Below are 21,713 nucleotides of genomic sequence, written 5' to 3' on the forward strand. Positions count from 1 at the left end.
GCAGGAGGGTAGCTAGTTGTCAGAAGGTAGCTCGTTGTCAGGAGGTGGGCCGTTGCCATCCCCGGACACTCACCGCTATCGAGTAACGCATCGCACCGAATACCGCTACTCCGACGTGGTGACCAGCTCCTACGGCCGCGGGTTTCTCACGCCGCGGAATTCACTGCGGCAGCGTTGCGTCGCGCACCGGCTGATCATCGACCCGGCCCCCTCCGACCGGTCCACCAGTCGCGACGGATACGGCAACATCAGCTCGTATTTCCATGTCACCGAGCCGCACCACACCCTGACGATTACCAGCGACTCCATCGTCGACGTGTCCCTGCAGGTGCCCGGGCTCTACACCAGCGGGCCGGCGCTGGGACCGTGGGAGGCCGCCCGGCCGGCCGGTCTGACCGGATCGCTTGCCGCCGAGTTCACCCTGGACTTGAACCCGCCGGAGATCACCGATGAAGTGCGCGAGTACGCGGCCCCTAGCTTCGTGCCCGAACGCCCATTGGTCGAGGTGCTGCGCGATCTCGCGTCGCGGATCTACACCGACTTCACCTACCGCTCGGGGTCTACGACGATTTCCACCGGAGTGAACGAGGTTCTGCTGGCCCGGGAAGGGGTCTGCCAGGACTTCGCCAGGCTGGCGATCGCCTGTCTGCGCGCCAACGGGTTGGCCGCCTGCTACGTGTCCGGATATCTGGTCACCGACCCGCCGCCGGGAAAGGATCGGATGATCGGTATCGACGCGACGCACGCCTGGGCCTCGGTGTGGACTCCGCAGCCGCCCGGTCAATTCGAGTGGCTGGGGCTTGATCCCACGAATGACCAGATGGTCGATCAGCGCTACATCGTCGTGGGACGCGGCCGCGACTACGCGGACGTGCCGCCGCTCCGCGGCATCATTTACACCAACTCCGAGAACAGCGTGATCGACGTTTCCGTGGATGTCGTGCCGTTCGAAGGGGACGCGCTGTATGCGTGACTTCCACTGTCCCAACTGCGGCCAGCGCCTGACGTTCGAGAACTCCACCTGCCTTTCGTGCGGCAGCGCGTTGGGGTTTTCGCTCGCCCAGATGGCGCTGCTGGTGATCGCCGACGACGCCGACTTTCAACTCTGCGCCAATCTCCACCTCGCCGAATGCAACTGGCTGGTGCCCAGTGATCGGCCCCGCGGACTCTGCGGGTCGTGTGTGCTGACCGCCGAACGGCCCAGCGATACCAACACCTCCGGGTTGGCGGAGTTCGCCCTAGCCGAAGGCGCCAAGCGACGGCTGATCGCCGAGCTGTACGAGCTGAAGCTGCCGATCGTCGGACGTGACCAGGATCCCGAGTACGGGTTGGCATTCCGGCTGCTATCGAGTGCGCACGAGAATGTGGTCACCGGGCACGAGAACGGCGTCATCACACTGGATCTCGCCGAAGGCGACGACGTCCACCGGGAGCAGCTGCGGGTTGAGATGGACGAGCCGTACCGCACCCTGCTCGGGCATTTCCGGCACGAGGTCGGGCACTACTACTACTACCGGTTGATCGGCCGGTCCAGCGACTACCAGTCGCGGTTCAACGAGCTATTCGGCGATCCCGACGCCGACTACTCCGAGGCGCTGGATCGGCACTACCGCGATGGCCCGCCGGAAGGTTGGCAGGAAAGCTTCGTGTCGTCGTACGCGACGATGCATGCCGCCGAGGATTGGGCCGAGACGTTCGCTCACTACCTGCACATCCGCGACACCCTGGACACCGCGGCCTGGTGCGGTCTGGCACCGGCGTCGGCAACCTTCGACCGGCGGTCGCTGGGCCCCAGCGCGTTTCCCACCATCATCGAGACGTGGCTGCCGCTGTCGTGGTCGCTGAACATGGTCAACCGTTCGATGGGCCACGACGACCTGTATCCCTTCGTGCTGCCGACCGCGGTCCTGGAGAAGATGCAATTCATCCACACCGTTATCGACGAGGTGACCGCGGATTCGACCCAGCCCGCCGCCGTCGACACGGTCTAGGCGGGCATCACCCGCCGTTCGTCGGGCCCCCATAGTGGCTGCATGCCGCCGGGCAACGCCAACTGGGTGGTGGTGAGGACCTCGGCCACCTCGCGTAGCGCGACGTGTATCCCCGTCAACAGGTCCGCCAACTCGGCACGGACCCGGTCGGCGGAGACCCCTTCCAGCTCTTCTGGGTGCGAGCGGCGCAGCTGGGTGTTCATCTCGTCCACCATCCGCTCCGGACGAGACGACCCCGACGAGCCGGGCAGGTCTCTCAGGTCGGCGCGCAGCCGTTCCAGCTGGTAAACCAACGACCGCGGATTCTGGGCGTCAAACAACATCAGCTCGGTCACGGCGGCAACACTGAATTTGCCCGCGGTGCGGCGTCGGTAGATAACCGACGATTCGCACGCCACCACGGTTGCCTCGATGATGGCCTGCTCGGCGGCGGGGTTACGCACGGCGGTGAGCGTGGCCTGCAGCAACGCGGTCAGCCACAGACCGCGTTCGATGCGCTTGCCGATGTCCATCATCGTCCAGCCCACGTCGTGCACCATCGACTCGCTGGCCACTCCGGACAGCGTCAGCATGCCGGCTAACGTCTGCGCCTGGGCATCGGCGAGCACGGCGTCCGCCTCTGCCAGCGACTGCGGCGGGTCAGACCTGTGTGCCACTGCGCGCTCCACGTTGGCCAGCACCATCCAGGTGTCGCTGGACAGCTGGTCGCGCACCGCCCTGGCGGCCAGCGCCAGCCCCTCCACCGACTGAACCAGAGAACCCGGCCGGTTCGAATCCACGGTCAACGACCACAGCGTCGACGGGGCGACGGCGATCATCTCGGCCCGGTCGGTTCCCGCCACGGTGGCGTTGCCGGTGATCCGGCTCAGCGCGGCCATCAGCACCGGCACGCACTCGCTTTCTTCGGTGTCCTGCTGGTGCCGGTAGACGTGGTAGCGCTCGCGGGTCACGATCAGCAGCCGGGCCATGTTCTCCGCGCGTTCACCGTAGCGGCCCATCCAGAACAGGTCGGACAGCACGCGCGGTGAGCTGACCGCCCAGGTGCCCGCTCCCGTTTTCGCCGGCGGCACCAACACCGGCAAAGTTATCGCCTCGGCATGCGCACGCTCCATCGGGCGCACCCAGACATCTTTTGCTGCAACGGTTTTCAGCGTATGCGCGGCGGGCCCGGGCGCCAGTACGTAGCCGAGGCCGCCGATCATCGGCGCGTAGCCGCTGCGTTGCGCGACCGTGAACAACCGCATGCCGACCCCGGCGGACGACAACACTCCGGCATGATCGGTCGGCGCCGACGAGAACTGCGGCAGCTCCTGACCCACCCACTGCCACGGCATCGTCTCGATGCGCATGGCCAGTTCCGCCAGTTGTACAGACGAAAGTGTCGGTCCGACAAGGGTTTCCCCGCCGACAACGGGCTTTATCAACAGTGACGAGAGATTCGCGAGCAAGTGTGAGCGTTCGCTGCCGATGCCGCCCCAGTAGACCGGCGCGCTGTGTAGCAGCGGGGCTTCGTCGAGCAGGCGCTCGGATAGCTCGGGCAGGAAGCGCAACAGCCCCGGGTTCTCCAGGATGCCGCTGCCCAGCGTGTTGACGACGGTCACCGTTCCGCGGTGCTGTGCTTCCACCAAACCGACCACGCCGAGCCTGGAATCGGCGCGTAGATCCAGTGGGTCCGCGTAGTGCGCATCGACGCGGCGAAGAACGACGTCAACGCGTTTCAGCGTGCCCAGTGAGCGCATCCACAGCTTGCCGTCGCGCACCACCAGATCCGCGCTTTCCACCAGCGGGAAACCCAGCAGCGTCGCGAGGTACGCCTGGTCGAACGCGGTTTCCGAATAGATGCCCGGGCTGAGCACCACCACCACCGGGTCTTGGGCGACGTCGGGTGCCGCGTCAATCAGTGCCAGCCGGAGCGCCTGCGCGAACGGTGTAGTGGGTCGCGGCGCGATCTCCTCGTACAGATCGGGAACGGCGTGCGCGACGACACGTCGGTCGGCCATCGCATAGCCGGCACCCGAGGGCGCCTGCGTCCAGTCGCCGTTGACCTGAAAGGTGCCGTCGGACAGCCGGCTGACGTCACAGGCGTGCATGAAAAGCTTGTGCCGCCCGGGCATCTCGATTCCGTTCGCGGCACGCACGTAACCGGGATGGGCGAACAGCATTTCCGGCGGCAGGACGCCCTCGGTGAGCATGCTTCGGGGCCCGTACAGGTCCGCGAGGACGGCATCGAGCAGACGCGACCGCTGCACCAGGCCGGCCTCGAGCACCTCCCAATCGGCCGCGGAAACCACGAGCGGCAACGGGTCCAGCCGCCACGGCCCGGGCTCGAGACCGTGGCCGCCGGCCGGCGTGTCCCGGTGCGAATCGACCGCGGTGTAGGTGATGCCGTCGTGATCGATCAGGCTGTGCACTACCGAGCGCAGCCGGTCCAGCCCGGCCCTGCCCCGCTCGGCCACCGCGTCGGCCAGCTCGATCCAGGCCTCCCGCACGTTGCCGTCTTCGTCGACGAATTCGTCATAGCCGATGCCCGGACCATCACGCAGGTCGAACAACGCTTCCTGAGCCCGCGCGGTGCGATAGCCGGCGAGCAGGCGGTCGACGTCGTAGCGACCGGTAGCGGCAGAAGCTGAGGGTGCCATTACTGCTGAACGGTACGCACGCGTCGTAGGTCCAGGATGCCCGGCGCGCCGATATCGGTGAGTATCCTGGCCTGTTTCTCCCGCATGTCGGACAGGTCTAGCTTGCCCGGGGTGAAACCGGTCGCCTCGAAGCGTCGAGCGCGGCGCGCCTCCGCCTCCACCGCGTTGACCGGTGGCTCGTCGTAGGCGCGTCCACCGGGATGGGCGACATGGTAGGTGCAGCCGCCGCACGACGTACCGGTGGCCACGTCGATGAGCTCGAACCGCAGCGGGCTGTCGACCGTGATGGTCGGGTGTAGCGCGCTGGGCGGCTGCCACGCCTTGAACCGCACACCACCCACGTGGATGTCGGGGTTGTCGGTGGCCAGCAACGGCATCGGGTAGCCGTTGCAGGTCACCACGTAGCGGTGGCGGTCGGCACCGATGATGCGGACCTGGATGCGCTCGACCGACGAGTCGACATAGCGGGCGGTGCCCGTCCCGGTGGCCTCCTCACCAAGGGTGTTCCATGGCTCGATGGCCCCGCGCAGCTCGATCTCCACGCCGTCGAAGACGGCGGTGCCGATGCGCGGGAAGCGGAATTCGGTGAAGGGGTCCAGCCAGCTGGTCTCGAAGGCGATGCCGTGCGCGCGCAGGTCGGCGGCGACGTCGGCAATGTCATGGATCAAGAAGTGCGGCAATAGGTATCGGCCGTGCAGGTTGGCGCCGTGGCGGATCAGCGGGGCGCGCAGCGGTTGGTCCCAGAACCACGCCACCAGCGAGCGCACCAGCAGCGACTGCACCATCGCCATGTGCAGGTGCGGCGGCATCTCGAAGCCGCGCAGTTCCAGCAGGCCGAGTCTGCCCCGGGCGCTGTCGGGGCTGTAGAGCTTGTCGATGCAGAATTCGGCGCGATGGGTATTGCCGGTGATGTCGGTGAGCAGGTGCCGCAGCGCACGGTCGGTCACCCACGGTTGCGGCCGGCCGCCCCCGGCAGCCGGAGACAGCCGGAGGATCTCGGCAAACGCGATCTCGAGTTCGTACAGCGCCTCGGCGCGGCCCTCGTCCACCCTGGGTGCCTGTGATGTGGTGCCGATGAATCGCCCGGCGAACAGGTAGGACAGCGCCGGGTGCCGCTGCCAGTAGGTCAGCAGCGAGACCAGCAGGTCGGGCCGGCGCAGCAGCGGTGAGTCCGCGGGTGTGACACCGCCGAGCGTGATGTGGTTGCCGCCACCGGTGCCGCCGTGACTGCCGTCGACATCGAACGCCTCTGTTGACAGCCGCGCCAACCGAGCCTGCTGATAGAGGGTTTCCAGCTGCTGCCGTTGTTCGGCGAATGAGGCGGTGGGCGCGATGTTGACCTCGATGACACCGGGGTCGGGGGTGATTGTCGTGGACTTCAGCCGCGGGTCCGGTGGCGGGCCGTAGCCCTCGATCACCACCGGGCAGTTGGCCTTCGTCGCCGCGGCTTCGACTCGGGCAATGAGGTCGATGAAGTGTTCGAGCGCCTCGGTGGGCGGCAAGAAGATATGCAACAGCCCATCCCGGACCTCGGCTACCAACGCGGTCGTCGGCGCCGTCTCGGGATCCTCCAGCACCGCGTCAATGTCGGCTGCGGGGTCGGGCTCCGCCGGCAATTCGCCTCGTTGCGTCACCGGGTCGGCGTCGAACGTTGCCCGGGGTGGGCGCCAGCTGATCGCATCCAGCGGCAGCCGCAGGCCCGCCGGCGAATCCCCTTCGCGTAGCACGATGCGACCCCGGCGCAGCCGCCAGTTCGCGCTGGCCCAGCCCAGGCCGTCGTCACGACGGTGCAGCGGCAGCACGAACGCCGCGGGGGAGGTGACGGACTCGTCGAGGCGCGCCAGCAGCGCGGCGCGGCCGGCAGCAGTGTCGGAGACCGTGTCGGGGGCGAGGTCGTCGTCGGATTCCACCGGGTCGCCGGAAGGCATTCGCACGGCGGCCGCCAGCCGGCTTAGCGGGTCGTCGTAGGCGGGTCGCACCTGCGCGAGCGGCAGTCCGAAACCGTCGGCTATGCCGGCGAGCACCCGGTGGGCGGCGTCGTTATCGACGGCCTGCGCGGCCGCACCCGTCCAGGGGTCGGCCAGCAACGCGTCGTTGGTCCAGAGTCCTCGCCCGTCGGTACGCCAGTACAGCGCAATCTGCCAGCGCGGCAACGGCTCTCCCGGATACCACCTGCCCTGCCCGCGGTGGATAAGTCCCTGCGGGGCCCACGCCGCCTTCAGCCGGGCGGCCAGATCCGACGCCCGTTGGCGCTTGTGCGGGCCGTCAGCCGCCGTCGTCCACTCTTCATCGACCTGGTTGTCCACCGACACGAACGTCGGCTCGCCTCCGACGGTCAGCCGGACGTCGGCGGCGGCCAGCCGCTCATCGACGTGCTGACCGACCGCACATATGGTCTTCCACGACTCGTCGGTGTAGGGCAACGTGACACGCGGGTCCTCGTGGACGCGGGTGACGGTGTTGGAGAACTCGAGCACGGTGGCGCAAACGTCGGTGCCGCCGCTGATGGGTGCCGCGCTCGCGGGGTGCGGCGTGGCCGCCAGCGGAATGTGGCCCTCGCCGGCCAACAGTCCCGACGTCGGGTCCAGCCCGATCCAGCCGGCACCGGGGATGTATGCCTCGGCCCACGCGTGCAGGTCGGTGAAGTCGGCGGCGGGGCCCGACGGCCCGTCCAGCGCCTCGATGTCGGATGCCAGCTGCACCAGGTAGCCGGACACAAACCGGGCGGCCAGCCCGAACTGACGCAGGATCGAAACGAGCAGCCACGCCGAATCCCGGCACGAGCCGACGCCGGTGCGCAAGGTGAAATCCGGCGTCTGGACGCCGGGCTCCATGCGCAAGCTGTAACCGACGTCGGCGTTGATCGCGCGGTTGAGTGCGACCAGGAAGTCGATGGTGCGGGTGCCATCGGGCACCGAGAAGTTGCGCACCCAGGCCTGGGTGAGCTCGCCGGGGCCAGAACCGTCGCCGTCTTCATCGACCGGCCGCAGGTACGGTTTGAGGTCATCGGCTAGCGCTTTGGGGTAGGCCATCCCGGCGCCGGGCCATGTCTCGGCCCAGTCCTCGATAAAGAAGTCGAATGGGTTGATCACCTTGAGGTCGGCGATGAGCCCGACGGTGATGGTCAGCTGGCGCGTGGGATTCGGAAAGACCAGCCGCGCAAGGAAGTTGCCCAGTGCGTCTTGTTGCCAGTTGATGAAGTGTTCGCCGGGCTCGATGCGCAGCGAATAGGCCTCGATGGGTGTGCGAGAGTGGGGCGCCGGGCGCAGCCGCACGATGTGCGGGTACACCTGGACTAGCCGGTCAAAGGTGTAGCTGGTGCGGTGCTCCAGCGCAACTTTGATGCTCATAGCTGCTGATCAGATCACACCACCCAGAACGCCGCAGCGCATGTGGCACCAACACGGAATCAGGTCGGGGTTATGCCACCTGGGGGCCCGGCGGCATGCCGATCGGGGCGGCCGGCTGGGTTGCCGCAACGACTTGGCCGCCCGACAGCTTCCGGTAGGTGTAAACGTGAATGAGTGCGGCGACCGGAACGCCGACCAGCATGCCGACCAAGCACAGCAATTCGCCGACGAGTACCGCCGCGTATTGCGCGAGCCACGACAGCACACTGCCACCGATGTTGGACCTGACCGTCGCGATACTGGCCTTCACGGAGTCGATCGGCGACGTGGATCGGTCGACGGCAAAGGCGATGGCGAACTGTGCGACGAAGCCAAAGATTAGGCCGGGGATGACGCACAACAGGGCGCCGATGAAGGTGAGAACGACGATCAGCAGTCCGGTGACGAGCACCAAGCCCAGATTGCGCGGCTTGAAGAACGATCCGATGGTCACCGGTTTTCCGTCGGCGATGTCAAGGCAGCCCGTCAGAATTCCGGCTTGCATGTAGAGCGCCACGACGAACAGGGCGATGTAGCCGAAAAACATCACGATGCCCGCAGCCGGGGTCATCGATATGTTCACCGATTCGCCAGAGACGCCGTAGGCGTCGGTGTAGGAGGTGGTCGTATGGTCCGACAGGACGATAACGAGCCCTATCATCGCGCCGATGAGCGCGGCCAGCACCACGGCGTATGCCAGCACCGGGACGATGAGCGTTACGGCGTTCTGCGTGAACCTGTTCCATGACCAACTGATCGCGTCGCCCACGTTGAAACCCGACGTTTGCTGACCGCCGAAGCCGGGTGGGGGCGGGTAACCGGGTGGGGGCGGGTAACCGGGCGGGGGCGGGTAACCGGGCGGTGGGCCCGGTGGCGGGCCATAGCCGGGGGGCGGCGGTGGTGCGGTGTAGCCCGGGGGCGCGTAGCCGCCGGGTGGTGGTCCATAGCCGGGCGGTGGCGGCGGCGTGCCGTAACCCGGTGGTGGGGGCGGCGTGCCGTAACCGGGGGGCGGGGGAGGCGTGCTAGGACCGGGAGGCGGCGGGTAGCCGGGAGAACCCTGGGGGTCGGCTGGATTGCCTGGATGTTCTGGTGGCTGGCTCATCGCTGTCCTAATCGCTTCGTAGTTCGCTCTTATCGGTGGTACGCGCGCGGAACTTAGCCAACCGGAACTTAGCAAATATGTGCTGAAGGCGCGCGGATTGTGCGCGGGGCGTCTTCGGCGAACATGCGTGTCGGACCTTGTCGGGTGGGCATGGTATGTCTGAAGCCGTGTCCGACGGTCTGTTTGACCTGCCCGGCGCGCCGATGACGTCCGACCATGGCCTGGGCGTGTCGGCGGGGGCACCGTTGGCGGTGCGGATGCGTCCCGCATCGCTGGACGAAGTAGTCGGCCAGGACCACTTGCTGGCACCCGGTTCGCCGTTGCGCCGCCTGGTCGAAGGCTCCGGGGTGGCCTCCGCCATCCTCTATGGCCCCCCGGGGAGCGGCAAGACCACGCTGGCGGCGCTGATCTCGCAGGCGACCGGCCGTCGGTTCGAGGCCCTGTCGGCGTTGTCGGCCGGTGTCAAGGAAGTGCGCGCGGTTATCGAGGTGGCCCGGCGGGCACTCCTGAACGGCGAGCAGACGGTGCTGTTCATCGACGAGGTGCATCGGTTTTCCAAGACCCAGCAAGACGCCCTGCTGTCGGCGGTGGAGAACCGGGTGGTGCTGCTGGTGGCGGCGACCACCGAGAACCCGTCGTTTTCGGTGGTGGCCCCGCTGCTGTCGCGATCGCTGATCCTGCAGCTGCGGCCACTGACGGCCGACGACATCCGCACGGTGGTGCAACGCGCGATCGATGACCCCCGCGGTCTCGGCGGGAAAGTTGCGGTAGGGCCCGAGGCCGTCGACCTGCTGGTGCAACTGGCGGCCGGCGACGCCCGGCGCGCCCTGACCGCGCTGGAAGTAGCGGCCGAGGCCGCCCAAGCGGCCAGCGAGCTGGTCAGCGTGCAGACCATCGCGCAGTCCCTGGACAAGGCCGCAGTCCGCTACGACCGTGACGGTGACCAGCACTATGACGTCGTCAGTGCCTTCATCAAGTCGGTGCGTGGTTCCGATGTCGACGCCGCGCTGCATTATCTGGCCCGCATGCTGGTCGCCGGGGAGGACCCCCGCTTCATCGCGCGCCGCCTGATGATCCTGGCCAGCGAGGACATCGGCCTGGCCGACCCGACCGCGCTGCAGGTGGCGGTCGCCGCCGCGCAGACGGTGGCGCTGATCGGCATGCCCGAGGCTCAGTTGACACTGGCCCATGCCACCGTCCACCTCGCCACCGCGCCGAAGTCGAACGCCGTCACTACCGCCCTGGCCGCGGCGATGGACGACATCAGGGCCGGCAAGGCCGGTCTGGTGCCGGCTCATCTGCGCGACGGGCACTACTCCGGTGCCGCAGCGCTGGGCAACGCGCAGGGCTACAAGTACTCCCACGACGACCCGGATGGCGTTGTGGCCCAACAGTATCCGCCCGATGAGCTGGTGGACGTGGACTACTACCGGCCCACCGGTCGCGGCGGCGAACGCGATATCGCTGGCCGGCTGGATCGGTTGCGGGCGATCATCCGCAGGAAACGGGAACGCCCATGACACCGAGCGCGGGCCTAGCCGCGTACCTAACCTCTCAGGTCAGTACATCTAGGCCAGCTCGGGCACCCGCAGGTGGGCGATCGCCAGTTCGAATTCGGCCACGTCGAGCACCTCGGCGCCCAAATCCCGGACCCGCCTACTGCGCAGTTCGGTCGCCCGGTCACGGTTTCGGGCCATGGCGTCCATGCTGTCGAACGTGGAACACGACACCGCGCGCCGGCATGCGGGGTGGTCCACCATCAGGCTGGCGCTGCAGAAGCCGTCGAGATTCTCCAGCTCGGGCAGCACGTGCGTCCGGTAGAACTCCAGCGACCGCTCGACCTGATCCGGCACCACTTTGAGCCAGGTGGCGCGCACGCACGCCCCTTCATGCGACCGGTGGTCGCGGTGCATCAAGGCGATGTCCCATTCCTCGACTTTTGCGCTACCGGAGAACATCAGCGCGGCGCGGTCGCGAATGGGCGCCACCTGCCCGGCGCTGGCCCGCATCGCCTCAAGGGTGTCCCAGGAGCTGGTCGCGATGCATCTGCCGGACTGGCGGTCGACTAGCAGCGACACTCCGACACACCCGTGGATCTCTCGCAAGGCGGGCATGACGACATCGCGAACATGCGCAATGCCAATGTCGACCGACAAAGGTTGCGCCTCGATGGTGGTTGAGCGTGCGTACACGATCGACCCCTCCCGTGTCGGGGCAGCGCCCCGGTGGCGCCACCGGTCCCACCCATTACCTTCCTCCAACCGATTGGGCGTGGCAATGCTTGTCCGGGGCTTGTCCTGGGGTGGGTGTGCAACCGCAGCCGGCGTCGGTTGATAGCTGCCGGTGCCGTTTCGGCGGTCGCGGCGGGCACGATCCCCGTCGATGTCGCGGCGCAGGCAGTCGATCAGCAAGTGGTGGTATTTGCGCGCGCCGACGGCAACCCGGTTGTTGGTCGGTGACCTGCTGTTTGCTGGGTGTCGGCGCCGACTCCGGGGAGTGAGCGCAGGGCCCGACGGTCGGCCGCTACTGCCGCCGCAATCTCGATCAGACCAGCTCGGGCACTCTCAGGTGGGCGAGCGCCAGCTCGAATTGGCATTCGTCGAGTTCCTCGGCATTCGCCTCCGGCATGGACGTGGCTTTGAGGGCGGTTATCTGGTCTCTGCTGCGTTCCATCGCGTCAAGGCTGTCGAACGTCGTGGAGGAGACAGCTCGTCCGGATGCGCGGTCGACCATCAGGCTGGCACTGCAGAACCCGTCGAGGCCCTCGAGCTGGGGCAGCACGGACGACCTGTAGTACTCGATGCCTTGGTCAACTTCATCCGGCGGCACCTTGACCCAGGTCGCCAGCACACACGCACCTCCGGCCGAGCGGTGGTCGCGATGCATTGCCGCGATCTCCCACTCTTCGACGTTTGCCGTGCCCCCGAACATCTCCGCTGCCCGATCACGGATCGGCGTTATCCGTTCCACGCTGGCGCGCCTGGCGTCCTCGGTCTCCCAAGCGGTGGTAGCGATGCACCGGCCAGACTGCCGGTCGACTAGCAGGGATACGCCAATACATCCATCTATATCCTGAAGCGCGGGCATAACCTCATCGCGAACATGCGCAATTCCGGCGTCGATGGACGAGGGTTGCGCCTGCACAGTGGTAGAGCGTGCGTACACGATCCACCCCTCTTTCCTTTGGTAAGGGGCGGCGCCCCGGTGGCGCCACCGGTCCCACCGAATACTTTCCTCCGGCCGACTGAGCGTGGCAATGCTTTTGGGGCGTCTCTGCTGGGCATGCAACGGATTGGCGGGTCCATAGCAAGCCGTGTGCCGCCCCCGTAGGCTGGATGAGTGAATACCGATGTGCTGGATGTGGACACCGCGCGGCGCCGCATCGTGAATCTCACCGATGCGGTGCGCGCGTTCTGCGCAGCACATGGCAATGGTCATGCTGATGGCTTGTGCAATGTGTTCGTTCCGCATGCCACGGCGGGAGTTGCGATTATCGAAAGCGGCGCCGGTTCCGACGACGACCTCGTGGATACGCTGGAGCGGTTGTTGCCGCGCGACGACCGCTACCGGCACGCGCACGGGTCCTACGGTCACGGTGCCGACCACTTGTTGCCCGCTCTGGTCGCGCCGTCGGTGACGGTGCCGGTCTCCGATGGCCAGCCGCTGCTGGGCATCTGGCAAAGCATCGTTCTGGTCGACCTCAACCGGGACAATCCGCGGCGGTCGGTGCGTTTGAGCTTCCTGGCAGGTTGATGGAGGGTGAGCGCAAGGCCGGTAGTCTTCTCGGTCGAAATGCGTCTTTGGACAGTCATCTAATAGCCCGGCGAATAGGCTGGGAATTGACCTCAGGCAAGCAGCGCCACGCCGGCGGGAGTAAGGAAGAAGCAGAGTGCAAACACACGAGATCAGGAAGCGGTTCCTTGATCATTTCGTGAAGGCGGGCCACGCCGAGGTGCCCAGCGCCTCGGTGATCCTCGACGACCCCAACCTGTTGTTCGTCAACGCCGGGATGGTTCAGTTCGTGCCCTACTTTCTCGGCGCGCGCACTCCGCCGTACCCAACGGCCACCAGCATCCAGAAGTGCATCCGCACTCCGGATATCGACGAGGTGGGGATCACTACCCGGCACAACACGTTCTTTGCGATGGCCGGCAATTTCTCGTTCGGCGACTATTTCAAGCGCGGGGCCATTGAACTGGCCTGGGCACTGCTGACCAACAGCCTCGCCGACGGCGGATACGGCCTGGACCCGGAAAGAATTTGGACGACAGTCTATTTCGACGACGACGAAGCCGTCCGGCTATGGCAGGAGGTCGCCGGGCTGCCGGCGGAGCGGATCCAGCGCCGCGGCATGGCCGACAACTACTGGTCGATGGGAATTCCCGGACCGTGCGGCCCGTCATCGGAGATCTACTACGACCGCGGGCCGGACTTCGGTTCCGAAGGCGGCCCCATCGTCAGTGAGGATCGCTACCTCGAGATCTGGAACCTCGTGTTCATGCAGAACGAGCGGGGCGAGGGAACAACCAAAGAGGACTACGAGATTCTCGGACCGTTGCCTCGCAAGAACATCGACACCGGCATGGGTGTCGAGCGGGTTGCGCTCGTCCTGCAAGACGTGCACAACGTCTACGAGACCGACCTGCTGCGGCCGGTTATCGACTTGGTCGCCGCGCGCGCACCCCGCGGCTACGATGTCGGCGACCACGCGGACGACGTGCGGTATCGCATCATCGCCGACCACAGCCGCACCGCTGCGATCCTGATCGGTGACGGCGTCAGCCCCGGCAACGACGGCCGCGGTTATGTGCTGCGCCGACTGCTGCGCCGGGTGATCCGCTCCGCCAAGCTGCTGGGCATCGGCACGGGAATCGTCGGTGATCTGATGGCCACGGTGCGCGACGCGATGGGACCGTCATATCCTGAACTCGTCGCCGACTTTGAGCGGATCAACCGCATCGCGGTCGCGGAGGAGACGGCGTTCAATCGCACGCTGGCATCGGGGTCCCGACTGTTCGAGGAGGTGGCCAGCTCTACCAAGAAGTCCGGCGCCACCGTGCTGTCTGGGTCGGACGCTTTCACCTTGCATGACACCTACGGGTTCCCGATCGAGCTCACGCTGGAGATGGCGGCGGAGACCGGCCTGCAAGTCGACGAAATCGGGTTCCGCGAGCTGATGGCCGAGCAGCGGCGTCGCGCCAAAGCCGATGCCGCGCTGCGCAAGCACGCGCATGCCGACCTGACCGCTTTCCGCGAGCTGGTCGACGCCGGCCCCACCGAGTTCACCGGATTCGACGAGTTGCGTTCCCAGGCCCGGATTTTGGGCATCTTCGTTGACGGCAAGCGGGTTCCGGTGGTGGCGCACGGTACCGATGGGGCGGGTCGAGTCGAACTCGTGCTCGATCGCACTCCGCTCTACGCCGAGTCGGGTGGGCAGATCGCCGATGAGGGCACCATCAGCGGAACCGGCCCCAGCGAAGCCGCCCGGGCCGCGGTCACCGACGTGCAGAAGATCGCCAAAACGCTTTGGGTGCACCGAATCAACGTGGAATCCGGGGAATTCGTCGAGGGCGACACCGTCATCGCGGCGGCGGACCCCGGATGGCGCCGGGGTGCCACCCAAGGCCACTCGGGTACTCACATAGTGCACGCCGCGCTGCGACAAGTGCTGGGGCCCAACGCGGTTCAGGCCGGATCGCTGAACCGGCCAGGATACTTGCGGTTCGACTTCAACTGGCAGGGCCCGTTGACCGAAGACCAGCGCACCCAGATTGAGGAGGTCACCAACGAGGCGGTGCAAGCCGACTTCGAAGTGCACACGTTCACCGAACAGCTCGACAAGGCAAAGGCGATGGGCGCCGTCGCACTGTTCGGCGAGAGCTATCCCGACCACGTGCGGGTGGTGGAGATGGGCGGACCGTTCTCGCTGGAGCTGTGTGGGGGTACCCACGTGCGCAACACGGCGCAGATCGGTCCCGTGACGATCCTGGGCGAATCGTCTATCGGCTCCGGGGTGCGCCGGGTGGAGGCCTACGTCGGGCTGGACTCCTTCCGTCACCTGGCCAAGGAGCGTGCGCTGATGGCCGGGCTGGCCTCGTCGCTGAAAGTGCCGTCCGAAGAGGTGCCCGCCCGGGTCGCCAATCTGGTGGAGCGGCTCAAGGCTGCGGAGAAGGAACTGGAACGAGCCCGGCAGGCCAGCGCCCGGGCCGCCGCGACCAACGCTGCCGCCGGGGCCGAGCGGATCGGTAACGTCCGTGTGGTGGCGCAGCGCATGTCCGGCGGGATGACCGCGGCGGACCTGCGGTCTCTGGTCGGCGACATCCGCGGCAAGCTAGGCAGCGATCCCGCGGTGGTGGCGCTGATTGCGGTGACTTCTGGGGGCGATAGCCAAACCGTGCCGTATGCGGTCGCCGCCAATCCCGCCGCCCAGGACCTCGGGATCCGGGCCAACGACCTGGTCAAACAGCTCGCCATGGCGGTCGAGGGCCGGGGCGGCGGTAAGGCCGACCTGGCCCAGGGCTCGGGAAAGAATCCGACCGGTATCGACGCCGCGCTGGATGCGGTCCGCTCCGAGATCGCCGCGATAGCGCGGGTCGGCTGAGTGGTCCCGGCACAACACCGCCCGCCTGGCCGGCCCGGCGAGCCAGAGCAGCACCCCGGACCCTTGCTAGATCGAGGCCGGCGCCTCGGCATCGATGTGGGCGCCGTGCGCATCGGCGTGGCTTCCAGCGACCCGGACGGTATCTTGGCCACCCCGGTGGAAACGGTGCGTCGTGACCGTTCCGGCAAGCACCTGCGCCGGCTGGCTAACCTGGTCGCCGAACTGGAGGTGGTCGAGGTGATCGTCGGACTGCCGCGGACGCTGGCCGACCGCATCGGTCCCTCGGCCCAAGACGCCATCGAACTGGCCGAGGCGCTGGCACGCCGTGTTTCTCCCACACCGGTGCGGCTTGCCGATGAGCGGCTCACCACGGTCAGTGCGCAGCGATCGCTGCGGCAGGCCGGGGTGCGGGCCGCCGACCAGCGTGCGGTGATCGATCAGGCGGCCGCGGTGGCAATACTGCAGAGCTGGCTCGATGAACGCCGCGCCGCGATGGCCAGGACCAAAGATGGCTCCGATGTCTGACGGTGGCCACCGCCACCGTGCTCAGCCGGTGTCGGTCGGACCGAACCGGCACCGCACGACCCGAGGCAACCGCGCCCAGCATCGACACGCCCACCGACTCCGGCGCCGCCGGCGCGCCGCCGGCGGAATCGCCCTGGTCGCGCTCGTGGCGGTGGCGGTGGCGGCTGTCGTGGTCGGTGCCAAGCTGTGGCATTCCGTGTGGGGCTCCGGTGACGACTACTCCGGTACCGGCAGGCGCGACATCGTGATCCAGGTCAAGGCCGGCGACTCGACCACGGCGGTGGGGGAGACGCTGCTCAAATACGGTGTGGTGGCCACCGTCCGGGCATTCGTCGATGCCGCGCACGGCAACGCCGCGATTTCCTCGATCCAACCCGGCTTTTATCGGGTGCGAACCGAGATCCCGGCGGCCGCCGCTGTCGCACGGCTCACCGATCCGAACAATCGGGTGGGCAGGCTCGTCATCCCGGAAGGGCGGCAGCTCGACGACACCACCGACATGAAGACCAACGTGGTGAATCCGGGCATATTCTCCCTGATCTCCCGCGCCACCTGTGTCGATCTGGACGGTACTCAACGCTGCGTCTCGGTGGCCGACCTCCGCGCGGCGGCCGGCAAGAGCACGCCGGCGATGCTCTCGGTGCCACGCTGGGCGGTTCAGCCGGTGCTGGAGCTGGGCAATGACCATCGCCGGATCGAGGGCCTGATCGCACCGGGGACCTTCAACATTGATCCGTCGGCATCGGCCGAAACCATCTTGGCGACCTTGATCAGCGCGGGCGCCGTGGAGTACATGAAATCCGGGTTGGTGGATACCGCAAAGTCGCTGAGCCTGTCGCCCTACGACATCCTGGTGGTGGCGTCGCTGGTGCAGCAGGAAGCCAACACCCAGGATTTCCCGAAGGTGGCGCGGGTCATCTACAACCGGCTGAATGAGCGCCGTTCCCTGGAGTTCGACTCGACCGTCAACTACCCGCTGGACCGCCGGGAGGTGGCGACCAGCGATGCCGACCGGGCCCAGCGCACGCCGTGGAACACCTACGTGTCGGAAGGATTGCCGGCGACGGCGATCTGTTCGCCCGGCGTCGACGCGCTGCGTGCCGCCGAACATCCCGCGCCAGGTGACTGGCTGTACTTCGTCACCATCGATGCTCAGGGCACGACGCTGTTCACCCGGGACTATCAACAACATCTGGCGAATATCGAGCTGGCTAAGCACAATGGTGTCCTCGACTCCGCGCGATGAGCGTAGCCGCGCGCAGCGCGGCGGCGAAGAACGCAATCAGGCCGCGTGCGCTAGGCAGGCGCCCAACGGCGCCCCGAGAAGGGCCGCGGTGCTCGGCTCACCGATCGCGCATTCCCGATCGCCGCAACTGCACCTGGCCGCCTACCGCGCCCTGGGCCTGCACGACTGGACCTACGAACGCATCGAGTGCGGGGCGGATGCGTTGCCGGGCGTGGTCGGCGGGTTCGGGCCGGAGTGGGTCGGCGTCTCGGTGACCATGCCGGGCAAGTTCGCCGCGCTGCGGTTCGCCGACGAGCGCACCGCGCGCGCCGAGCAGGTGGGTTCGGCCAACACCCTGGTGCGTACGCCGCGTGGCTGGCGGGCCGACAACACCGACATCGACGGGGTCGCCGGGGCGCTCGGGCCACTATCCGGACCCGCAGCTGAACACGCGCTGGTGTGCGGGTCGGGGGGCACCGCGCCGGCGGCGGTCGTGGGGTTGGCCGAACTTGGCGTTACCGGCATCACCGTGGTGGCGCGCAATCCGGAAAAGGCGGCCCGCCTGGTGGAACTGGGAACTCGGGTCGGCCTGGCGGCCCGGTTCTGCGCCCTGGACGACCCCGGGTTGGCCGACGAAGTCGCCGCCGCGCAGATCCTGGTCAGCACGATCCCAGTGGACGTGGCATCGCGCTACGCCGGGACTTTCGCCGCGATCCCGGTCCTGCTCGACGCCATCTACAACCCGTGGCCCACACCGCTGGCCGCGGCCGTGTCCGCCGCGGGTGGCCGGGTGGTCAGCGGCCTGCAGATGCTGCTGCATCAAGCGTTCGCGCAGGTGGAGCAATTCACCGGGTTGCCCGCCCCGCGAGAAGCGATGACTTGCGCGCTGGCGGCTTTGGACTAGCGTGCCCCAGCATGCTGGCGGGGGCGGTGCTGCTCTGGATGGGTGTGTTATGCGTTTACGACGTCCGGCAACGGCGGCTCCCCAACTGGCTTACCCTGCCCGGCGCGGCCGTGATCCTGCTCGGTGGGCTTGGTGCCGGCCGCGGGGGGCCGGCGCTGGCCGGCGCGGCCGCGTTGGCCGGGGTGTACCTGCTGGTGCATCTGGTGGCCCCGGCGGCGATGGGGGCCGGGGACGTCAAGCTGGCGATCGGTCTGGGTGGGCTGGCCGGCTGCTTCGGCGTCCAGCTGTGGTTTCTGGCGGCGCTGGCCGCGCCGTTGCTGACGGCGGTGTGCGGCGTGGTTGCGATGTTGCGTGGCGCGCCCACGGTGCCGCATGGCCCATCGATGTGTCTGGCCACCACCGGTGCGGCGGGGCTGGCGCTGCTGGGTTGATCTGCGCCGCCTGCCGCACGGCCGCTCGCAAGCCGCCATGGGAAGATGATCGGGTGTTGCGCTGGATCACCGCGGGGGAGTCCCATGGCCGCGCGTTGGTGGCTGTGCTCGACGGCATGGTCGCCGGCGTGGAAGTCAATTCCACCGACATCGGCGACCAATTGGCGCGTCGCCGGCTGGGTTATGGCCGCGGCGCGCGGATGGCGTTCGAGCGCGACGCGGTGACCGTGTTATCCGGGATACGCCATGGCAGCACCCTGGGTGGGCCCATCGCCATCGAGATCGGCAACACCGAGTGGCCGAAGTGGGAAACCGTGATGGCCGCGGACCCGGTCGACCCGGCGGAGTTGGCCGGTAGCGCGCGCAACGCGCCGCTCACCCGACCGCGGCCGGGCCATGCCGACTACGCGGGCATGCTCAAGTACGGTTTCGACGACGCGCGGCCGGTGCTGGAGCGCGCCAGCGCCCGGGAGACCGCCGCGCGTGTCGCCGCCGGAACGGTTGCGCGGCAGTTCCTCAAACAAGCGCTCGGTGTGGAGGTGCTGTCGCACGTGATCTCCATCGGCCCGTCGGAGCCTTACGACGGGCCGCCGCCGCGGCCGGACGATCTGCCCGCCATCGATGCCAGCCCCGTTCGCGCATTCGACAAGCGGGCTGAGAAATCCATGATCGCCGAGATCGAAGCGGCCAAGAAGGACGGCGATACCCTGGGTGGCGTGGTGGAGGCGGTGGCGTTGGGCCTGCCGGTCGGGTTGGGCTCCTTCACCAGCGGTGACAACCGGCTCGACAGCCAGCTGGCCGCGGCGGTGATGGGCATCCAGGCCATCAAGGGCGTGGAGATCGGCGACGGATTCGAGACCGCGCGCCGCCGCGGCAGCCGCGCCCACGATGAGATGTACCCCGGGCCCGACGGCGTGGTCCGCTCGACCAACCGGGCCGGTGGGCTCGAGGGCGGCATGACCAACGGCCAGCCGCTGCGGGTGCGCGCCGCCATGAAACCGATCTCCACCGTCCCACGGGCGCTGGCCACCGTCGACATGGCGACCGGCGACGAGGCCGTCGCCATCCACCAGCGCTCCGATGTGTGCGCCGTGCCGGCCGCCGGGGTCGTGGTCGAAACCATGGTGGCGCTGGTGCTGGCGCGGGCGACGCTGGAGAAGTTCGGCGGCGATTCGCTGGCCGAAACCCGGCGCAATATCGAGGCTTACCAGCGCGCGGTCGCCGATCGCGAGTCGCCGGCCGCTCGGGCTTCGGGCTAGGGGCAGGCGAAGTGGCACCCAAAGCGGTGTTGGTGGGACTGCCGGGCTCCGGCAAGTCCACCATCGGGCGCCGGCTGTCCAAGGCGCTCGGGGTCGGCTTGCTCGACACGGACACGGCAATCGAGCAGCAGATGCGACGCAGCATCGCTGACATCTTTGCCGCCGACGGGGAGAAGGAGTTCCGACGCATCGAGGAGGGCGTGGTGCGCGCGGCGTTAGCCGAGCATGACGGTGTCTTGTCGCTCGGCGGCGGCGCTGTCACCAGCCCCGGCGTCTGTGCGGCGCTGGCCGGCCACACGGTCATCTTCTTGGAGATCGGCGTCGCCGAAGGCGTGCGGCGCACCGGCGGCACCACCGTACGTCCGTTGCTGGCCGGACCCGATCGCACCGAAAAATACCGGGAATTGCTGGCCAACCGCGCGCCGCTGTACCGGCGCGTTGCGACCATTCGGGTGGACACCAACCGCCGCAATCCCGGTGCGGTGGTCCGTTACATCCTGTCCCGACTGCAGGCCTCCACTCCCAGCAAGGCCGCCACGTGACCGATATCAGCGCACCGGTCACCGTGCAGGTGGCCGTCGACCCGCCGTACCCGGTGGTGATCGGTACCGGTCTGCTCAACGAGCTGGACGAACTGTTATCGGGCCGGCACAAGGTCGCCATCCTGCACCAGCCGGTCCTGGCGCAGACCGCGGAGGCGATCCGAAGCCACCTGGCCGGCAAGGGTCTGGACGCCCACCGCATCGAAATACCCGATGCCGAGGCCGGCAAGGACCTGCCCGTGGTGGGATTCATCTGGGAGGTGTTGGGCCGCATCGGGATTGGCCGCAAAGACGCTCTGGTCAGCCTCGGCGGCGGGGCCGCCACCGACGTCGCCGGGTTTGCGGCGGCCACCTGGCTGCGCGGCGTCTCGATCGTGCACGTGCCCACCACGCTGCTGGGGATGGTCGACGCGGCAGTCGGCGGCAAGACCGGCATCAACACCGAAGCCGGCAAGAACCTGGTCGGCGCGTTTCATCAACCGCTCGCCGTCCTGGCCGACCTGGCAACGCTGGAAACATTGCCGCACAACGAAATCGTGTGCGGGATGGCCGAAGTGGTCAAGGCCGGGTTCATCGCCGATCCGGTGATCCTGGACCTCATCGAAGCCGACACGCAGGCCGCGCTGGACCCGAAAGGTGATGTGCTGCCCGAGCTGATCCGGCGCGCGATCACCGTCAAGGCCGAGGTCGTCGCCGTCGATGAGAAGGAGTCCGAGCTGCGTGAAATCCTCAACTACGGCCATACTTTGGGCCATGCCATCGAGCGCCGGGAGCGGTACCAGTGGCGGCACGGAGCCGCCGTGTCGGTAGGGCTGGTGTTCGCAGCGGAGCTCGCCAGGGTTGCCGGACGGCTCGACGACGCGATCGCCGAACGCCATCGCGCTATCCTGTCGTCGCTTGGTTTGCCCGTCAGCTACGACGCCGACGCATTGCCGCAGCTGCTGGAATTCATGGCCGGCGACAAGAAAACTCGGGCCGGTGTGCTTCGCTTCATCGTCCTCGACGGACTGGCCCAGCCCGGTCGGTTGGTGGGACCAGACCCATCGTTGCTGGTGGCCGCCTACGCAGGGGTGGGTGCCGCATGAGTGAGCCCGCGCCGGCGACG

At 67.7% G+C, this 21,713-nt stretch carries 17 protein-coding genes; 12 read left to right on the plus strand and 5 right to left on the minus strand.

What is annotated here, in order from left to right; translation table 11 throughout:
- Positions 1–16: 16 nt before the first annotated feature.
- Positions 17–973, plus strand: a complete 957-nt coding sequence (locus AADZ55_RS09275) for a transglutaminase family protein (RefSeq protein ID WP_085327199.1) — start codon at positions 17–19, stop codon at positions 971–973.
- The gene (locus tag AADZ55_RS09280) at positions 966–1,991 is read left to right on the plus strand and encodes a zinc-binding metallopeptidase family protein (protein ID WP_085327200.1); all 1,026 of its coding nucleotides are present in this window, start codon (positions 966–968) and stop codon (positions 1,989–1,991) included. Before AADZ55_RS09275 ends, AADZ55_RS09280 begins: the two co-directional genes overlap by 8 nt.
- Here the strand turns inward: AADZ55_RS09280 and AADZ55_RS09285 are convergent.
- From AADZ55_RS09285 to AADZ55_RS09295, 3 genes are all read right to left on the minus strand, one after another.
- Complete coding sequence (locus tag AADZ55_RS09285; RefSeq protein ID WP_085327201.1) at positions 1,988–4,630, minus strand: circularly permuted type 2 ATP-grasp protein; 2,643 nt, start codon at positions 4,628–4,630, stop codon at positions 1,988–1,990. The genes AADZ55_RS09280 and AADZ55_RS09285 overlap by 4 nt on opposite strands.
- Complete coding sequence (locus AADZ55_RS09290) at positions 4,630–7,980, minus strand: DUF2126 domain-containing protein (protein WP_085327202.1); 3,351 nt, start codon at positions 7,978–7,980, stop codon at positions 4,630–4,632. Before AADZ55_RS09290 ends, AADZ55_RS09285 begins: the two co-directional genes overlap by 1 nt.
- A gap of 70 nt (positions 7,981–8,050) precedes the next feature.
- The gene (locus AADZ55_RS09295; RefSeq protein ID WP_341286287.1) at positions 8,051–9,121 is read right to left on the minus strand and encodes a hypothetical protein; all 1,071 of its coding nucleotides are present in this window, start codon (positions 9,119–9,121) and stop codon (positions 8,051–8,053) included.
- A 155-nt stretch (positions 9,122–9,276) separates the two neighbouring features.
- Here AADZ55_RS09295 and AADZ55_RS09300 point away from each other — a divergent pair, with 155 nt between their 5' ends.
- Positions 9,277–10,641: a replication-associated recombination protein A gene (locus AADZ55_RS09300; protein ID WP_085327356.1), complete on the plus strand. Its 1,365-nt coding sequence runs from the start codon at positions 9,277–9,279 to the stop codon at positions 10,639–10,641.
- Positions 10,642–10,689: 48 nt separating this feature from the next.
- Here the strand turns inward: AADZ55_RS09300 and AADZ55_RS09305 are convergent, their stop codons facing one another.
- Both AADZ55_RS09305 and AADZ55_RS09310 read right to left on the minus strand, forming a co-directional pair.
- Complete coding sequence (locus tag AADZ55_RS09305) at positions 10,690–11,313, minus strand: hypothetical protein (RefSeq protein WP_085327357.1); 624 nt, start codon at positions 11,311–11,313, stop codon at positions 10,690–10,692.
- Positions 11,314–11,665: 352 nt separating this feature from the next.
- Positions 11,666–12,286, minus strand: coding sequence for a hypothetical protein (locus AADZ55_RS09310; RefSeq protein ID WP_085327359.1), 621 nt, complete (start codon positions 12,284–12,286; stop codon positions 11,666–11,668).
- Between the two features lie 186 nt (positions 12,287–12,472).
- On the opposite strand from AADZ55_RS09310, the gene AADZ55_RS09315 reads away from it, so the two are divergent.
- The 9 genes from AADZ55_RS09315 (at position 12,473) to aroB (ending at position 21,693) form a co-directional block, all read left to right on the plus strand.
- Positions 12,473–12,874, plus strand: a complete 402-nt coding sequence (locus AADZ55_RS09315) for a secondary thiamine-phosphate synthase enzyme YjbQ (RefSeq protein WP_085327360.1) — start codon at positions 12,473–12,475, stop codon at positions 12,872–12,874.
- Positions 12,875–13,010: 136 nt separating this feature from the next.
- Positions 13,011–15,722, plus strand: a complete 2,712-nt coding sequence (gene alaS / locus AADZ55_RS09320) for an alanine--tRNA ligase (protein WP_085327361.1) — start codon at positions 13,011–13,013, stop codon at positions 15,720–15,722.
- Positions 15,723–16,247, plus strand: a complete 525-nt coding sequence (ruvX, locus tag AADZ55_RS09325; protein ID WP_085327362.1) for a Holliday junction resolvase RuvX — start codon at positions 15,723–15,725, stop codon at positions 16,245–16,247. It abuts the gene before it with no gap.
- Positions 16,240–17,493, plus strand: coding sequence for an endolytic transglycosylase MltG (locus tag AADZ55_RS09330; protein WP_085327381.1), 1,254 nt, complete (start codon positions 16,240–16,242; stop codon positions 17,491–17,493). Before ruvX ends, AADZ55_RS09330 begins: the two co-directional genes overlap by 8 nt.
- On the plus strand, positions 17,468–18,376 hold the full coding sequence (locus tag AADZ55_RS09335; RefSeq protein ID WP_085327363.1) for a shikimate dehydrogenase: 909 nt from the start codon (positions 17,468–17,470) through the stop codon (positions 18,374–18,376). Before AADZ55_RS09330 ends, AADZ55_RS09335 begins: the two co-directional genes overlap by 26 nt.
- 11 nt (positions 18,377–18,387) lie before the next feature.
- On the plus strand, positions 18,388–18,807 hold the full coding sequence (locus AADZ55_RS09340; RefSeq protein WP_085327364.1) for an A24 family peptidase: 420 nt from the start codon (positions 18,388–18,390) through the stop codon (positions 18,805–18,807).
- A 53-nt stretch (positions 18,808–18,860) separates the two neighbouring features.
- Positions 18,861–20,066, plus strand: coding sequence for a chorismate synthase (aroC, locus tag AADZ55_RS09345; protein ID WP_085327382.1), 1,206 nt, complete (start codon positions 18,861–18,863; stop codon positions 20,064–20,066).
- Positions 20,067–20,077: 11 nt separating this feature from the next.
- Complete coding sequence (locus AADZ55_RS09350; RefSeq protein ID WP_085327365.1) at positions 20,078–20,608, plus strand: shikimate kinase; 531 nt, start codon at positions 20,078–20,080, stop codon at positions 20,606–20,608.
- Positions 20,605–21,693 carry a 3-dehydroquinate synthase gene (gene aroB / locus AADZ55_RS09355; protein ID WP_085327366.1) on the plus strand — a complete coding sequence of 363 codons (1,089 nt, stop codon included), beginning with the start codon at positions 20,605–20,607 and terminating at the stop codon, positions 21,691–21,693. Before AADZ55_RS09350 ends, aroB begins: the two co-directional genes overlap by 4 nt.
- Positions 21,694–21,713: the final 20 nt, after the last annotated feature.

The organism is Mycobacterium decipiens, assembly GCF_963853665.1.
In the GTDB taxonomy this organism is placed as follows: Bacteria; Actinomycetota; Actinomycetes; order Mycobacteriales; family Mycobacteriaceae; genus Mycobacterium; species Mycobacterium decipiens.

Bases quoted from the DNA above. Each gene is read 5' to 3' on its own strand.
- AADZ55_RS09280 (WP_085327200.1), top strand. From the start codon at position 966: ATGCGTGACTTCCACTGTCCCAACTGCGGCCAGCGCCTGACGTTCGAG.
- AADZ55_RS09285 (WP_085327201.1), bottom strand. From the start codon at position 4,630: ATGGCACCCTCAGCTTCTGCCGCTACCGGTCGCTACGACGTCGACCGC.
- AADZ55_RS09290 (WP_085327202.1), bottom strand. From the start codon at position 7,980: ATGAGCATCAAAGTTGCGCTGGAGCACCGCACCAGCTACACCTTTGAC.
- AADZ55_RS09295 (WP_341286287.1), bottom strand. From the start codon at position 9,121: ATGAGCCAGCCACCAGAACATCCAGGCAATCCAGCCGACCCCCAGGGT.
- AADZ55_RS09300 (WP_085327356.1), top strand. From the start codon at position 9,277: ATGTCTGAAGCCGTGTCCGACGGTCTGTTTGACCTGCCCGGCGCGCCG.
- AADZ55_RS09330 (WP_085327381.1), top strand. From the start codon at position 16,240: ATGTCTGACGGTGGCCACCGCCACCGTGCTCAGCCGGTGTCGGTCGGA.
- AADZ55_RS09335 (WP_085327363.1), top strand. From the start codon at position 17,468: ATGGTGTCCTCGACTCCGCGCGATGAGCGTAGCCGCGCGCAGCGCGGC.
- AADZ55_RS09340 (WP_085327364.1), top strand. From the start codon at position 18,388: ATGCTGGCGGGGGCGGTGCTGCTCTGGATGGGTGTGTTATGCGTTTAC.